Raw genomic sequence first — 14,546 nt, forward strand, 5'->3', positions numbered from 1 at the left:
TCCGGCGGCTGATCACGGACAGCCGCCCGAGGTCGGAGACGTGGACGGACCCTGCCGAACGGAGTGTCAAGCCCCGGGTTTGATGGAGAGTTGGTTAGCTGGTTTTCAGGGGTGCGGTGACCGGGTGGGTCATCGCGTGTAGCGCCTCGTGCTCGGCGGGTGGGACGTGGCCGAGTTCGCCGTGCAGCCTGCGGTTGTTGTACCAGTCGATGTACTCGACGGTGGCCATCTCCAGGTCGTCGAGCCCGCGCCACGGGCCCTTGTTCCGGACGAGTTCGGCCTTGTACAGGGAGTTGAACGCCTCGGCCATCGCGTTGTCGAAGGAGTCGCCCTTGGAGCCGACGGAGGCGACGGCGCCGGCCTCGGCGAGCCGCTGGGTGTAGCGGATCGCTCGATATTGGGCGCCACGGTCGGAGTGGTGGACCAGTCCGCCCAGGTCAGCGCCTTGATTTTCGCGGCGCCAGATCGCCATCTTCAGCGCGTCGAGAGCCAGCTCGGTGTAGAGACTCGTGGACACCTGCCAGCCGACGATCATGCGGGAGTACACGTCGAGGACGAACGCGGCGTACACCCAGCCCACACTGGTGCGCACGTAGGTCAGGTCCGCGACCCACAGCTGGTTCGGATGTTTCGCGGTGAAGTCCCGTTTGACCAGGTCAGCGGGCCGGTTGGTCTCGGCCGCTGGCCGGGTCGTGCGTGGCGACTTGTCGCGCAGCAGCCCGCGCAGCCCGCAGGCGCGCATCAGCCGCTCGACGGTGCACCGGGCCACTGGCAAACCGCGTCGGTGCAGCTCGTGCCAGATCTTGCGTGCCCCGTAGACGCCGTAGTTCTCCGCGTGGATCCGCTCGATCACCGCGGTCAGCTCCTCATCGCGCCGCGACCGGGCCGAGGCCGGGCGGGTCTTGGCGGCGTAGTAGGTCGACGGTGCGATCTGTGCCGGCGTGTCTTCGAGCGCCTGCAGGACCGGCTGGACACCGTGTTCGACCCGCTGGGAGTCGACGAACTCGACCTTCATCGCGACGGACGGTCCAACTCCGCCGCGAAGAAAGACGCCGCGGACTTCAGGATCTGGTTCGCCCGCCGCAGCTCACGCACCTCCCGTTCCAACGCGGCGAGGCGTTCCGCGTCGCTGCTGGTGGTGCCCAGCCGGTCGCCGGCGTCGGTCTCGGCCTTCTTCACCCACGTGCGCAACGCCTCCGGGTGAACCCCGAGCTGACCGGCGATCCGACGGATCGCTCCGACCGCGGACGCCGGATCCCGACGGGCCTCGACCGCCAACCGGGTCGCACGCTCACGCAACTCATCGTTGTACTTCTTCGGTGCCGGCATCGCTGGTGTTCCTCCCAGGTTTCGATGTCTCCATCAAACCCGGTGCGGGACAGAGCGCCCAGAACTTACAAGCGAGGGGCCGCATGCTGTGCGAGCTAGCCTCGCATCTCGGCACGTGGACGGGAAGCAGGCCGCCGACATCGAGGCTGGGTCACCGGCTGAGCCGCCACAGGGATTGATGCATGCGGGCGTCGCTCGGAGGCAGGTCCTTGACAAGGAGGTAGAGATTCTGGAAGTAGGCTTGCCATCTTTCCCGGTCATAGTGTGCGGTCCGGGTCGCGCGCTCGGCCTCGACGAGCGGCAGCATCGCCTCCCAGACTGGAACGATCGACCCGCCGAGGTAGCCCGAAACGGCATGGACGTCAACTATCCCGTGGGCAACGAGTGCCCCAAGGTTGTCGTAGAAGCATCCGAGATCTCGGACCATCTCGCGTGCCTCGTCAGGCAGGCCGTCGAGCCCTTTTGTTAGGTCAAAGCTGTTTAACTCCCGATACACGAAGCGACGGGCTCGGCTTAGGCGGGCGCCCCTGTGCTCGGAGAAAAGATCTACCAACGTCGGCACCGCATTCGCATGCCGCGCGAGGGTCAGGGCTCTCCATCCGATTAGTCCAGACAGTGCCATGTCCCGCACCGGGTTTGATGGAGACATCGAAACCTGGGAGGAACACCAGCGATGCCGGCACCGAAGAAGTACAACGATGAGTTGCGTGAGCGTGCGACCCGGTTGGCGGTCGAGGCCCGTCGGGATCCGGCGTCCGCGGTCGGAGCGATCCGTCGGATCGCCGGTCAGCTCGGGGTTCACCCGGAGGCGTTGCGCACGTGGGTGAAGAAGGCCGAGACCGACGCCGGCGACCGGCTGGGCACCACCAGCAGCGACGCGGAACGCCTCGCCGCGTTGGAACGGGAGGTGCGTGAGCTGCGGCGGGCGAACCAGATCCTGAAGTCCGCGGCGTCTTTCTTCGCGGCGGAGTTGGACCGTCCGTCGCGATGAAGGTCGAGTTCGTCGACTCCCAGCGGGTCGAACACGGTGTCCAGCCGGTCCTGCAGGCGCTCGAAGACACGCCGGCACAGATCGCACCGTCGACCTACTACGCCGCCAAGACCCGCCCGGCCTCGGCCCGGTCGCGGCGCGATGAGGAGCTGACCGCGGTGATCGAGCGGATCCACGCGGAGAACTACGGCGTCTACGGGGCACGCAAGATCTGGCACGAGCTGCACCGACGCGGTTTGCCAGTGGCCCGGTGCACCGTCGAGCGGCTGATGCGCGCCTGCGGGCTGCGCGGGCTGCTGCGCGACAAGTCGCCACGCACGACCCGGCCAGCGGCCGAGACCAACCGGCCCGCTGACCTGGTCAAACGGGACTTCACCGCGAAACATCCGAACCAGCTGTGGGTCGCGGACCTGACCTACGTGCGCACCAGTGTGGGCTGGGTGTACGCCGCGTTCGTCCTCGACGTGTACTCCCGCATGATCGTCGGCTGGCAGGTGTCCACGAGTCTCTACACCGAGCTGGCTCTCGACGCGCTGAAGATGGCGATCTGGCGCCGCGAAAATCAAGGCGCTGACCTGGGCGGACTGGTCCACCACTCCGACCGTGGCGCCCAATATCGAGCGATCCGCTACACCCAGCGGCTCGCCGAGGCCGGCGCCGTCGCCTCCGTCGGCTCCAAGGGCGACTCCTTCGACAACGCGATGGCCGAGGCGTTCAACTCCCTGTACAAGGCCGAACTCGTCCGGAACAAGGGCCCGTGGCGCGGGCTCGACGACCTGGAGATGGCCACCGTCGAGTACATCGACTGGTACAACAACCGCAGGCTGCACGGCGAACTCGGCCACGTCCCACCCGCCGAGCACGAGGCGCTACACGCGATGACCCACCCGGTCACCGCACCCCTGAAAACCAGCTAACCAACTCTCCATCAAACCCGGGGCTTGACACCACCGCGATGATCGAGATTGCTAGCGCTGCCTGCTCCATTGCAGTCCTTCTTTCGCAAGCTATAGAGGCTGCAGGCCAAGAAGTCAGTGTGGCGCTGGCGCTACGCCTGGCTCCTCCGCCAAACAGACGGCAGTTGTGTCGGAAGGCCGACGGCGCGGTGCAGCGGCGGGAGCACCTGTTCTCCTGGACTCCGGCAGTTGGTCATTGCCCGTACTGCACCCTCAGCGAAGAGTCGCGGTCTCGGGGGCCTCAACTCTCGGGCGATCCATGCCCCCGGACTGCTGCCCGGTCTCCTGAATCTTCGAGGGTCGAACCCTCCTCGTATCAGGTCGAGGTTCAGGCCGTCGCCAGGCCGTGGAACGTCGACCAGAGGTGCCCAATAGTGAGCTCTTTTCATCCTGCGTAGCGGTTGGCTTCGACGTGGTGCAGAACGAGGATGGCCTGCACGATCGTGGTCGCTCGTCGTGGGCAGCAGCGCAGCTTGTTCAGGATCTTCCATGTCTTGAGGGTGGCGATCGCGCGTTCGCCGCGGGCGCGGATTTTCGCGTGGGCGCGGTTCACGGCCTTCTGCCGGCGTGACAGCTTCGGCCGGAAGCGGTGCCGCTTGAACGGTGTGTTCACGCTGCCGCGGGCTCCTTGGTAGCCCTTATCGGCGAAGGTCATCACGTCTGCCCTGGTCAGCGCCTCGATGATGCCGTGGGTCCGGGCTGCGGTCAGGTCATGGACCGAGCCGGGCAGCGCCGGCGAAGCCCAGACGAGGCGGCCAGCGGCATCGGCGATGACCTGCACGTTCACGCCGTGGTGCTTGTGTTTTCCGGAGTAGTACGGCTTCTGGTCGGCGACCCGGTCGATCGGAATCAGGGTGCCGTCCAGGATCGCGTACGCCAGTCGGCGGATCCGTCGCATGGCGGTGGCCAGGTCGTCGGCGGCCGTCGCAAGCAGGGACATGGCTTCCTGCACGTAGCGCCAGGCGGTGGCGACGCCGATCTCGAAGCCGGCCGCGAGTCGGGTGTAGGTGTCGCCGTTACGCAGATGGGCCAGAGCGAGCAGCGCCTGCCGGCCGGGTTCGAGGCGCCGCCACCGGGATCGGCGCTGCTGGCGGTGGCCGCGGATGCGTTCGGCCAGGTGGTTCAGGGTGCGGCTGGACAACGGGATCGTGGCGGGGTAGGACAGCATGGCGAGGCTCCCGGTCGGGGCTTCGAGTCTTGGTCGACAGCTGTCCTACCTGGAGCCTCGCACCCATCGATCACCGGGCCTGCCACACCGGCCCTGAGGTGCAAGACCAGCTTGGAAAAGGCTCAGTGATGGTCGATGCTCAGCGTTCGCGCAGCTCAGGCGAGGATGGGCGACCTTTGTCTGGTTCGCCTGCCACCCGGTGCCAGTTCAACGCCAAGTGATGCCGCACGAGCGCCAAGCCATCATGCTGACTGGGACCGTTCTTTCTGCGGCAGCGGCGGGAGCCCAGGCTCGATGACGTCGAGGTCGTCGTCATGAATCACGGCCTCAGGCTCGTTTGCTCTCAGTTGCTCGCGGAGCGCGCGGTAGAACTCCTGTAGAGCGTCATTGAGCCTGCTTATCGGCGGCGCGGACGGGTACTGCTCGGCTCGCGGGTCTCGGTCTTCTTCTCCGTGGACGCGGACCGCGTACGCGTGATGGATGACGGCTCGAGCGGCTCGTTGCACCCGTGGACTTCCGAGAAGCCTGAGTTGCTCGCACGTGAGGCGCATGCTGTGGTGTGCCTCGTCGAGCGCCCTTCTGCGTTCCTCCTGATTCTCGCTGCGGGAGAAGCGCTCGGCGTGGTGCCGGAGGGTCCGAGTGGAGGCGGCGAACGACTCACCATGTTTGAGTAGCGCGGCGTCCCAACGCGCACGGATGTCGGCTGCCATCAGTTGTTTGTTCGTCTTTGTGACGGCGTAAGCCCCCAGCGCTGCCGCAATGAGACCGCCGACAAACGAGAGCACTGCCGCGAGCCACTCCATCCGCTGATGCTAGCTACGGAGCGGCTTGAGACCGCAGCCCCACCGGCTGTCGACAGTGGTCGGCCTCCAGCATTGGCTGTCGATGCTGGTTGTGGCGGCCATGGCCACATCACAGAGCAGTCCCGGCAGCGGAAGTACGTGCAAACGGATGCCCCCAGGGCCTGCGCTGTCGCTAAGACCTCGCGGCTTCCGCTCTCTGTCCACCCCGGGGACATTCCTCAGGCGGGGCGTACGCACGGATGGTGCCGTTGTGGCGTGCGACCTCTCCGTCAGCAGTGAGGGGTACCAGGCGTTTGCAGATGGCGCACGAGCCCCGCTGCTGATGCGAGCGCTGAGTCACCTTGCCTCCTCGGGTAGGTCGTTGTGCGTCTTTCGTTCTCGCTGTCGACTCGTGAGGTGTGGGCCGACTGCGGACCCGAGCGCGGCGCTGACGCACGCGGGGACGGTGGCGAGGATCAGGACGACGGCGTCACCGGCGAAGCTGTGGTGGGGCGAGTTCAGCCATGTGCCGGCGTAGAAGCCGGCCAGCAGTGCAAGGGCCGGCATGAACCACCTGCCGCCGTCCTGACGGCCGGACAACAAGCCGACCAACAGCCCGGTGCTGCCGAGCCCGACCACCATCACGAGGAGAGCGGTGGGGGCGCGTTGTAGCGATCCGCCGGCGCCAGCCGAAAACCAACCCGAAGCCGATCCGAGCGCGATCGCCGACGCGGGTAACCATGAACGGCTGCCGAATCGCATAGCCGGACCGTAGCAACACGTGTGGCATTGCCCGTCGTGCCGCGAGGCCGGGGCGAGCAGCCTCAACCAGCCCCCAGCGCAGCGTCGCACCCGCGAGCCGAGGCACCGTCCGAACCGGATCCGCGGCCGGATGGATGTACCGTCCACGGCCATGAGCTATGACCTGATCTTCGTTCCCAGAGGCGGCGACCAGTCCTGGGAGGACGCTCTGGACGCGGCGGAAGAGTCCGACAGCGCAGAGCGTCCGAGGAGCGAGGTGTGGGCCCGACTGGTGGCGGCGTCCCGGCAGGTACTCGGTGAGGTCTCCGTCTTCGAGGGCGCCCACAACTACGAACTGACCCACGAGCCGACCGGCATCCAGGTCAGCTACTACGCGGAAGAGGCCGGGATCACTGTGCCCTTCTGGTACCGGGGCGATGATGCCCGGTCCGTCGTCGCGGCGATGTACCAACTCGGCGAAGCGGTCCAGGCGGTCACGGGCCTGGCCGGGTACGACCCTCAACTGGAGCTGCCGTTGTCCGATGCTCTCGCGCAGCCCGAGCTTGCCGGCGGTGTCTTCGACGAGGTCGCGGCGTCCTTCGCAAGACGCGGGATCTCCAGCCCCAGCAACGGCTGATCGGCGTCGTCCGCACCGAGGGGGTCACTACACGGAACGCCGGCCGTCGGTGACACTTGGGGCGTGCGGCGGTCTCTGGGCGACGGTTGGTCGGTCGAGCTGTCCGGCTCCTGGACGCGGGAGACCACCGATGACGGTGTTACCAGGTGGCACGTGTCCGGCCGGGCGATGCGGGCCGGGTCCAGGACCGTCGTGGCGGTGTGCCGACGGCGCCGACATCATCGCCTCGCTCGATGCCGAGCTGCCACCGAACCCGACAGCCAAAGTGGGGGAGGGCGGCAGAGACGGGGTTGGGCATCGCGCAGCCTGGCTCTACCGCCGTGACGACGGTATCGAGTTCACCCTCCACGGCTTCACCTTCGTCGACGGCGCGTACCTGGAAACGGTCTTCGCCGGTGCGTACACGGCCGACCTCGAATGGGCCTTCGACGCCTGGCGTTCGGTGACCCGATCTGACGACGCGTGATCGGACGGCCCGTCCGTCGCGGCACCCGTCTGTTGTTCGTACGGCCCCGACGAGCGCGGGGCGCCCGCCGGGATGGCGGACGCCCCGAAGCGTCGACGTGCCGGTCAGCCGATCAGCGTGACCGAGTAGTCGTACGTCGTCCCGGTCACCGAGTACGTGGCGGTCTGCCCGTTCTCGCAGTACGACACGAAGCTGCTCGGAGTGCGTTGTGCTCCGGCCACCGCGTCGACCACCGGCCGGACATCGGACCCGACCGGCAGCGCGGTGGTGGTGAGATCGATCGTCCGCGACTGGTTGATCGGGTAGGTGTCGGTGTTCGCCGTCTCCAGACCGTTGCTCGCCGCGACACTGAAGGACATCACGAAGGCGGCGTTGTTCACCACGGCGATGCGCTGAACGCAGGGTTCGGCCTGCGCGCTGGCCGCGGAGGCCCCAGCCAGTGCCGACGCACCGGCGGCGAGCGTCCCGACGAGTGCGGCTCCGACGAGCCTGGCGCGGAAGGTCATGGTGTCACCTCTCGGTCGTACGTGGCGCCGGGCGCCGACTGGCGGCGCCCGGCGTGTGGTCCGTATCGAAGTGCCCGATCCCGATCGAACCCTGTGGATCGCATTCTTCTGTGTCGGGCCTGCGGCTCCCGGTCGGTCCGACGGCTCGACCGGTGCCAGACTGAGGGATCGATTTCGATGGCGTGCGAGCGTCCCGGCGCGAGGAGTCCGAAGTGGTGAACTCCGCCCTCTCCGCTGTCGTCCACGCGGTCGGATCCGGCCCGCCACCGGTGGCGGACTCGGCTCTCGACTCCGGTGCGACGTACTACACCTTCGTCGTCCTGTCCGGTATGTACCTCGCCCCTCTTGTCATGTCCGGGCTCGGGTTTCTCTGCGCCGCGGGCATCGGGCTCAGCCGCCGGATCGGTACGGCCGCCGCGATCGTGATCGTCCTGTTCTACGCGTTGTCGCTGCTCGGCAGCGCCTTCACCTGGCCCGACCTGGAGCACCAGGGAGAACCGAGTGAGACGCTGTGGCTGATCGTGATCGGTTGCGGCGGCTTCCTGGCCTTACCCTGGCTCGTCGCGTTCGGCGGCACCAAGGTGGCCCTCCGCCGTCGCGGAGCCACGGCCGAGTAAGCCGCCAGGCGCACCCGCCGCGGCGAGGGTCCCGTCAGTCGGTCCTCGCGCGCAGGCTCCGCGTCAGGGCGGGGATCATCACCGCCGCCGCGACCAGGTGCAACCCGACCAGCGCGATCGTCGTGGCGGCGTCGCCACCGGCGATAAACGGCGGAACCATCGACAGCGCGGTCAGCGACACCGCCGTCCACACGAACCGCCGCGTCGGGTGGGCGCTGAACCGCAGCAGGACGGCGGCGATGACGACGCCCACGAGCGAGAAGAATCCGGTCACCACGGCGAACCCGCCCAACGGGATCGTCTCGCCGCCGCCGTCCGGGATCTCGAAGTCCACACCGGCGGCCCGGGCGAGCGCCGCCGCGAGCGTGGTGACCGCCATCGCGGCGATCGTGGCGACCAGACCGGTGACGGCGAGCCGCCGGAAGCCGTGCGGACGGCCCGAGACGATGCCGGTGTCGGTGCTGCTGATCATGTCGTTCCTCCGAGTTTCGAGGTGAGGGGTGAGGATCCGTACGGTCGCGGTGCGACGGCCGGGGTTGCGCAGCGCGCGTACGCCGGTGCCGCGCAGCCAGAAACCGGCGTCGCGGCCGAGGACCGGCCCGGGGGTGCCGTCGCGCAGCTCCAGCTGCACCCGGCCGCGCGTCACCACGCCGTACGCGTGACGCCACTGGGCCGCGACCACCGGAACGCGCGCGCCGCCGGGCAGCGCGAGCGTCCGCGCGGGCACTACGGCGTACGGTCGGCGGGCAGGTGCTCGGGCAGCCCGAGCCGTGGGAACTGGTCGGCGTGGAATGTGACGATCTCGGTGATCGCCCCGCCGGTGATGCGCAGGGCGTCGACGGTGAGCGGCAGGTACGCGCCGTCGCTCGCCTGCCACAGGTAGAACGCGACGGCGGGCTGCCGGTTCACCGCGGTGGGCACTGCTCGCAGGCTGCCCAGGCTCTCGAAGCCGTCCGCCACCCAGTCGGCGACCACCGCGTCGCGGCCGATCTGCAGCCCCGGGGTGGGCGGCATCGAGCAGCGCACGTCGTCGCGCAGCATGGCGGCGAGCGCGTCGACGTCCTTGGCGATGCTGGCGGCGGTGAAGCGGCTTACCAGCTCGCGGGTCCGGGTGTCCGTCTCGTCGCCGGTCCAGTCCTGCCGCTGGGCGGGCAGGTGTTCCCGCATGCCCGCGCGGGCGCGCTGCAACGCGCTGTTCACCGAGTTGACCGAGTCACCGAGCAGCTCCGCGACGTCCTTCGCGGGCCAGCCGAGCACGTCGCGCAGGATCAGCACGGCGCGCGGGCGTGGTGCCAGGTGCTGCACCGCGACCAGGTACGCCAGCTCGATCGTCTCCCGCGCGACAGCGACCGTCTCCGGCTCGTCCGCGCCGGCGGCGGGCAGCTCGTCGAGCAGCCGGTCCGGGTACGGCTGGAGCCACCGCACCTCACCGCCGGTCGCCGGCTCGGGCCGGCACTTCGCGAGCAGGTCCAGGCAGGCGTTGGTGGCGATCCGGTACAGCCAGGCCCGGAACGTCGACCGTCCCGCGAACGTGTCCCGCCGCCGCCAGGCCCGCAGGAACGTCTCCTGGACGGTGTCCTCGGCGTCCTCGAACGACCCGAGCATCCGGTAGCAGTGCACGTGCAGCTCCCGCCGGTGCCGCTGCGCCAGCCCGGTGAACGCCGGTTCGTCGAACCCCGCCAGATCCTGTACGCCTGGTTCCGCCGGTTGCGTCTCCGTACCCATCACGTCATCCTCCCGCTTCGTCGTGTGCCGTCGTCTGTGTGACGGGTACGGGCGGGAAAACTCATCACCTGCGCTCGGCGCCGCCGTCAGCTCGTGCGCGGGGCGTACATGATGACCGCGACGCCGACCAGGCAGATGGCCGCGCCGACGAGGTCGTAGCGGTCGGGCCGGAACTTGTCGACCACCATGCCCCAGGCGAGCGACCCGGCGACGAAGACGCCGCCGTAGGCGGCGAGGATGCGGCCGAAGTTCGCGTCCGGCTGGAACGTGGCCACGAACCCGTAGGCGCCGAGCGCGATCACCCCGGCGGCGATCCAGAGCAGCCCGCGGTTCTCCCGCCAGCCCTGCCACACCAGCCAGGCGCCGCCGATCTCGGCGAGCGCGGCGAGCAGGAACAGCAGGATGGACCGGACGACAGTCATGCGTCAGACCGTAGCCGGGCCGTGATCCGGATCGGCGAAGGGCAGCGGGCAGCGAGAGCTGCCGGCGCAGGTGATCAGGTCGTCGCAGCCGGCCGAGATCGCTTCGCGCAGCGTGTCGCGCACCGCAGTGAGGTCCGCGAGCCGCCGTTCCACCTCGGTGAGCTTGTCGTGGGCCCGGGTCCGCAGGCCGGCGTCGTGCCGCCCGGCCGCCAGCAGGCCGGCGACCTCGGCGAGGGTGAAGCCGAGACGTTGCGCGGCCTTCACCACCCGCAGCAGGGTGACCGTCTCGGCCGGGTAGAGGCGATGCCCGCCCGGCGACCGCCGGGGCGCGGGCAGCAGCCCGCGCCGTTCGTAGTAGCGCAGCGTCTGCACGTTGACCCCGGCCGCGTCGGCGAGCCGGCCGCTGCGCAGCTCCGGCTCGCCCATCACCGGCCCCGCGCGGCCGTGGCCCGCAGGGCCAGGGCATCGAGTACGGCGACACGGGTCGCCGGAACGCGGATGTCGAGCGTCAGCGTGTCGCCGTCCGGGCGGGCGAGATCGAAGGCGAAGAAGGAGCAGCAGGCCGACTCGCGGGCGATCAGGTCCCGGGCGAGCGCTTCGGCGCCGCCGTCGAGATGCAGCCGCAGATGCCCGGCGGCCGGCCGGTCGGCGCCGCGCAGCGCGTCGTGGAACAGCCCGTCGACCTCGGCCAGCCGCAGCGGCCGGTCGGTGGTCGGCAGCGTGCAGGTGTCGGGCACCCAGGAATCGTCGGTCACCTCTCGACGGTAAGCCCGTACCGGGGTACCGGATGCAACCGCCGGTACATCCCTTCCTGAATACAGCGAGTGCTGTACAGTCACGGTATGCGGACGCTGCACCACTCCCAGGCGCTGTCCCGTTTCGGTCACGCGCTGTCCGACCCGCTACGCGCCCGGCTGCTGCTGGCTCTGCGCGACGGGCCCGGCTACCCGGCCGAGCTGGCCGACGCGCTCGGCACCAGCCGGCAGAACCTGTCCAACCACCTGGCCTGCCTGCGCGGCTGCGGCCTGGTCGTGGCCGTGCCGGAGGGGCGCCGCACCCGGTACGAGCTGGCTGACGCCCGCCTCGCCCACGCGCTCGGCGACCTGGTCGGCGTCGTGCTCGCGGTCGACCCGGCCGCCTGCCCGGACGCCGCGGACGGATGCTGCTGATGAGCCTGCCGCTGATCCCGGTCACGCCCGCCGGCCCGGCGCCGGACCGCCGCGCGCTGCTCACCCGCCGGGTGCGCCTGCTGGTCGCCGCGACCATCACCTACAACGTGATCGAGGCGGTGGTGGCGATCAGCGCCGGCACCGTCGCGTCCTCGACCGCCCTGATCGGTTTCGGTCTGGACTCGGTCATCGAGGTGGCCTCCGCGGCAGCCGTGGCGTGGCAGTTCGCCGGTCCGGACCCGCAGGCCCGGGAACGGGTCACGCTGCGCGTCATCGCGTTGTCGTTCTTCGCGCTCGCCGCGTACGTCGCCGTCGAGGCGGTCCGGGCGCTACTCGGTGGCGCCGAGGCCGCGCACTCACCGGTCGGGCTGGTGCTCGCCGGGCTCTCGGTGATCGTGATGCCGGTGCTGTCGGCAGCGCAGCGCCGCGCCGGGCGTGAACTGGGCTCCCGGTCGGCGGTGGCCGACTCGAAGCAGACGTTGCTGTGCACGTACCTCTCGGTGGTCCTGCTCGTCGGGCTGGCCCTCAACGGCCTGTTCGGATGGTCCTGGGCCGACCCGGTCGCCGCCCTGGTGATCGCCGTCGTCGCGGTCCGCGAGGGCCGCGACGCCTGGCGCGGCGACACCTGCTGCGCCACCTGCGGCCCGGGCGGCCCGCAGGCGTGATCACCGGCCGCGACCTGCGGCGACGTCGGGAATACGGCTGTGCTCGACGGCCCGGCGGGCTACCGTCACCGGAGTATGGGCCGGCGTGGGTCAGGCGCGCCGCGTCCACGCCCGCGCCGTCGGAGTTGACGTGGCGGAAACGCCCGCGGACGAGCATGGGTACGACGAAAGGGGCGGACATGACCGACGAGGTGACGTCGCAGGTCCCGCCGGAACCGGCTCCCGTGCTAACCACCACGCCCGCCGGCACGGGCCCGGTCGGACCGCCGAGCAGCCTGGACCTGTGGGCGCGCGCCCAGGTGCTGCACCGCTGCTTCGGCGACGACGACGGCGAGCCGCACATCATGCGCGGCCTGGACTGAGCGCGCCGGTCAGCGCACCGTCACGCCGGCCCCCGCCAGCACCTCCCACCACGACGCGAGGCCGGGGACCGGCTCGGCGCGGACCGTGTACTCCGCCAGCCGCCGCCGCTGCTCCGCGCTCGGCGCCGGAGAGACGGTGGCGCCCACGCCGACCAGGGCGTACCGGTGGCCGCCGACGGTGAGCAGCATCGTGCCGACGATCGTTCCCCGGGCCTCGACCTGCCCGGCGGGCGCGGCGAACACCTCCGCGCCGCGCCGGTCGCGGGCGCGCAGCTGGCCCTCGTCCAGCGTCAGCAGCACCGGTACGCACCGCATGCCGTTCCAGAGGCTGCGTCGCCAGTAGACGATTCCCGCGTACGACCGGCCCACGACGCCGACCGTACCGTTCCCGCGCGCCGGTGAACGATTCCCGGTGGCGGTGCGTGAGAGCCGGTGAGCATCACCGGCGGCCGCCGGGGGTACTGCTGCGGGACACGGGAACGAACAGCCGGGAGGTCACGGTGGGGGACAGGGCGGGACGTCAGGGGCGCGGGCCGATCGCCGGACTGATGGTGGCCGCGCTGGTGGCGGCCGGCTGCATGGCCGGCGGCTACGACCAGGGCGAGCCGCAGCAGCCCGCACCCCCGCGCAGCGCGCAGCCCGAGTCGCAGACCACCCGCGCGGACGGCACGACGAGCGTCGCCGAGTTCAAGCAGGACATCCAGGACGCGGTCCGGCTGGCCGAACGCTACTGGGCGGAGCAGTTCCGCGCCTCCGGTCAGCGGTTCAGCCCGATCCGGCGGGTGGTGGCCTACAGCCGCGAGGGCGAGGTGGCCTGCGCCGGGCAGGGCCTGCCGCGCAACAACGCGGTCTACTGCTCGGCCGGCGACTTCATCGCCTACGACGTGAACTGGTCGGTGGCGGCGTTCCGGCAGATCGGCGACGCGTTCCTGTTCTACCTGCTCGGCCACGAGTACGCCCACGGCATGCAGGTGCGCCTGGGCATCCGCTACAACTTCACCATCCAGCAGGAACTGCAGGCCGACTGCATGGCCGGGGCGTACCTCGGTGACAGCGTGCGGTCCGGGGCGCTGGAGCTGGAGGACGGTGACCTGGAGGAGTTCCGGGAAGGGCTGCTGGCGGTCGGCGACGACCCGGACCAGCCGTGGTTCGCCGAGGGCTCGCACGGCACTGCCGAGCAGCGCAGCGAGTCGTTCTTCCGGGGGTACGAGAAGTCGCTCGGCGCCTGCGGCCTCGGCTGATGCCGCGGGTCACCGGAGATCGGGGACGGTGACGGGCGCACCGGACGCGGCTGGCAGGATCGGCGGGGTACGCGTACCGAAGGAGGCCCCCGCTGAGCAGCAAGCACCCCGCCGCCGTGCTCTTCGACATGGACGGCACCCTGGTCGACAGCGAGAAACTGTGGGACGTCGCGTTGCAGGAACTGGCCGCCGTGTATGGCGGTGTCCTGTCCGAGGACGCCCGCCGCGCGATCGTCGGCACCGGGATGGCCGACGCGATGCGGATCGTGCACGACGACCTGGGCCAGCCGGAGCGGGACGTGCAGGAAAGCGCCGACTGGATCAGCGCCCGGATCCTGGACCTGTTCCGCACCGGGCTGCGGTGGCGTCCGGGCGCGCTGGCGCTGCTGCGGGCGGTACGCGACGCCGGCATCCCCACCGCGCTGGTCACCTCCAGCGGCCGGTCCCTGGTCGAGGTGGCCCTGGACACGCTGGGCCGGGACAGCTTCGACGCGGTGGTCTGCGGCGACGAGGTGGACTCGGCGAAGCCGCACCCGGAGCCGTACCTGACCGCCGCGCGTCTGCTGGGCGTGCCGGTCGAGCGGTGCGTGGCGATCGAGGACTCACCGACCGGGGTGGCCAGCGCGCTCGCCGCCGGGGCGGCGGTGCTGGCCGTACCGGCCGAGGTGCCGCTGGCGCCGGCCGACGGCGTGCACCAGTTGGAGAGCCTGACCGGGGCGGACCTGGAGTTGCTCGCGGCGCTGCTCAACCGATAGCGGAAGGGGTCCCT

At 70.2% G+C, this 14,546-nt stretch carries 19 protein-coding genes and 2 pseudogenes; 9 read left to right on the plus strand and 12 right to left on the minus strand.

Annotation, left to right across the window (positions count from 1 at the left end; translation table 11 throughout):
- Nucleotides 1-94: 94 nt before the first annotated feature.
- Nucleotides 95-1,329, minus strand: a pseudogene (locus CLT75_RS06405) (IS3 family transposase).
- Between the two features lie 151 nt (nt 1,330-1,480).
- Nucleotides 1,481-1,951 (minus strand): DUF4760 domain-containing protein, encoded by a 471-nt coding sequence (locus CLT75_RS06410; RefSeq protein WP_167796887.1) that lies wholly within the window; start codon nt 1,949-1,951, stop codon nt 1,481-1,483.
- 51 nt (nt 1,952-2,002) lie between these two features.
- Between CLT75_RS06410 and CLT75_RS06415 the strand changes: the two are divergent.
- Nucleotides 2,003-3,237: pseudogene (locus CLT75_RS06415) on the plus strand (IS3 family transposase).
- A 424-nt stretch (nt 3,238-3,661) separates the two neighbouring features.
- Here CLT75_RS06415 and CLT75_RS06420 read toward each other — a convergent pair.
- The 3 genes from CLT75_RS06420 to CLT75_RS06435 form a co-directional block, all read right to left on the minus strand.
- Nucleotides 3,662-4,444: an IS5/IS1182 family transposase gene (locus CLT75_RS06420; protein WP_030504863.1), complete on the minus strand. Its 783-nt coding sequence runs from the start codon at nt 4,442-4,444 to the stop codon at nt 3,662-3,664.
- 242 nt (nt 4,445-4,686) lie between these two features.
- The gene (locus CLT75_RS06430; RefSeq protein ID WP_091328272.1) at nt 4,687-5,247 is read right to left on the minus strand and encodes a hypothetical protein; all 561 of its coding nucleotides are present in this window, start codon (nt 5,245-5,247) and stop codon (nt 4,687-4,689) included.
- A 336-nt stretch (nt 5,248-5,583) separates the two neighbouring features.
- Entirely contained in the window at nt 5,584-5,988 is a 405-nt protein-coding gene (locus CLT75_RS06435) for a hypothetical protein (protein ID WP_135239937.1), read from the minus strand.
- Between the two features lie 151 nt (nt 5,989-6,139).
- On the opposite strand from CLT75_RS06435, the gene CLT75_RS06440 reads away from it, so the two are divergent.
- Nucleotides 6,140-6,604, plus strand: a complete 465-nt coding sequence (locus tag CLT75_RS06440) for a hypothetical protein (protein ID WP_135239938.1) — start codon at nt 6,140-6,142, stop codon at nt 6,602-6,604.
- A 130-nt stretch (nt 6,605-6,734) separates the two neighbouring features.
- Entirely contained in the window at nt 6,735-7,070 is a 336-nt protein-coding gene (locus tag CLT75_RS06445; protein ID WP_135239939.1) for a hypothetical protein, read from the plus strand.
- A gap of 104 nt (nt 7,071-7,174) precedes the next feature.
- On the opposite strand, the gene CLT75_RS06450 is transcribed toward CLT75_RS06445, so the two are convergent.
- Nucleotides 7,175-7,576, minus strand: a complete 402-nt coding sequence (locus CLT75_RS06450; RefSeq protein WP_135239940.1) for a hypothetical protein — start codon at nt 7,574-7,576, stop codon at nt 7,175-7,177.
- 212 nt (nt 7,577-7,788) lie between these two features.
- On the opposite strand from CLT75_RS06450, the gene CLT75_RS06455 reads away from it, so the two are divergent.
- Nucleotides 7,789-8,193, plus strand: a complete 405-nt coding sequence (locus CLT75_RS06455; protein ID WP_135239941.1) for a hypothetical protein — start codon at nt 7,789-7,791, stop codon at nt 8,191-8,193.
- A 34-nt stretch (nt 8,194-8,227) separates the two neighbouring features.
- Here the strand turns inward: CLT75_RS06455 and CLT75_RS06460 are convergent, their stop codons facing one another.
- The 5 genes from CLT75_RS06460 to CLT75_RS06480 all read right to left on the minus strand — a co-directional run bounded on the left by CLT75_RS06460 (nt 8,228) and on the right by CLT75_RS06480 (nt 11,095).
- Nucleotides 8,228-8,920 carry a DUF6069 family protein gene (locus tag CLT75_RS06460; RefSeq protein ID WP_135239942.1) on the minus strand — a complete coding sequence of 231 codons (693 nt, stop codon included), beginning with the start codon at nt 8,918-8,920 and terminating at the stop codon, nt 8,228-8,230.
- Nucleotides 8,920-9,918 (minus strand): RNA polymerase subunit sigma-70, encoded by a 999-nt coding sequence (locus CLT75_RS06465; protein WP_135239943.1) that lies wholly within the window; start codon nt 9,916-9,918, stop codon nt 8,920-8,922. Before CLT75_RS06465 ends, CLT75_RS06460 begins: the two co-directional genes overlap by 1 nt.
- Before the next feature lie 86 nt (nt 9,919-10,004).
- The gene (locus CLT75_RS06470) at nt 10,005-10,340 is read right to left on the minus strand and encodes a YnfA family protein (protein ID WP_071095215.1); all 336 of its coding nucleotides are present in this window, start codon (nt 10,338-10,340) and stop codon (nt 10,005-10,007) included.
- Between the two features lie 3 nt (nt 10,341-10,343).
- Entirely contained in the window at nt 10,344-10,766 is a 423-nt protein-coding gene (locus CLT75_RS06475; protein ID WP_135239944.1) for a MerR family transcriptional regulator, read from the minus strand.
- Entirely contained in the window at nt 10,766-11,095 is a 330-nt protein-coding gene (locus CLT75_RS06480) for a hypothetical protein (RefSeq protein ID WP_135239945.1), read from the minus strand. Before CLT75_RS06480 ends, CLT75_RS06475 begins: the two co-directional genes overlap by 1 nt.
- Before the next feature lie 87 nt (nt 11,096-11,182).
- Here CLT75_RS06480 and CLT75_RS06485 point away from each other — a divergent pair, with 87 nt between their 5' ends.
- The 3 genes from CLT75_RS06485 (at nt 11,183) to CLT75_RS06495 (ending at nt 12,536) form a co-directional block, all read left to right on the plus strand.
- The gene (locus tag CLT75_RS06485) at nt 11,183-11,509 is read left to right on the plus strand and encodes a helix-turn-helix domain-containing protein (RefSeq protein ID WP_135239946.1); all 327 of its coding nucleotides are present in this window, start codon (nt 11,183-11,185) and stop codon (nt 11,507-11,509) included.
- Nucleotides 11,509-12,174, plus strand: a complete 666-nt coding sequence (locus CLT75_RS06490; RefSeq protein ID WP_135239947.1) for a cation efflux transmembrane domain-containing protein — start codon at nt 11,509-11,511, stop codon at nt 12,172-12,174. The genes CLT75_RS06485 and CLT75_RS06490 overlap by 1 nt, the downstream gene beginning before the upstream one ends.
- A 179-nt stretch (nt 12,175-12,353) precedes the next feature.
- Nucleotides 12,354-12,536 (plus strand): hypothetical protein, encoded by a 183-nt coding sequence (locus CLT75_RS06495; RefSeq protein WP_013286093.1) that lies wholly within the window; start codon nt 12,354-12,356, stop codon nt 12,534-12,536.
- Nucleotides 12,537-12,545: 9 nt separating this feature from the next.
- Here the strand turns inward: CLT75_RS06495 and CLT75_RS06500 are convergent, their stop codons facing one another.
- Nucleotides 12,546-12,905: a hypothetical protein gene (locus CLT75_RS06500; RefSeq protein ID WP_135239948.1), complete on the minus strand. Its 360-nt coding sequence runs from the start codon at nt 12,903-12,905 to the stop codon at nt 12,546-12,548.
- Nucleotides 12,906-13,036: 131 nt separating this feature from the next.
- Between CLT75_RS06500 and CLT75_RS06505 the strand changes: the two genes are divergently transcribed.
- Together CLT75_RS06505 and CLT75_RS06510 are read left to right on the plus strand one after the other, a co-directional pair.
- Entirely contained in the window at nt 13,037-13,777 is a 741-nt protein-coding gene (locus CLT75_RS06505) for a neutral zinc metallopeptidase (RefSeq protein ID WP_135239949.1), read from the plus strand.
- A gap of 116 nt (nt 13,778-13,893) precedes the next feature.
- Nucleotides 13,894-14,532, plus strand: a complete 639-nt coding sequence (locus CLT75_RS06510) for an HAD family hydrolase (protein WP_135239950.1) — start codon at nt 13,894-13,896, stop codon at nt 14,530-14,532.
- Nucleotides 14,533-14,546 lie beyond the last annotated feature (14 nt).

It is taken from the genome of Micromonospora sp. CNZ285 (assembly GCF_004637285.1).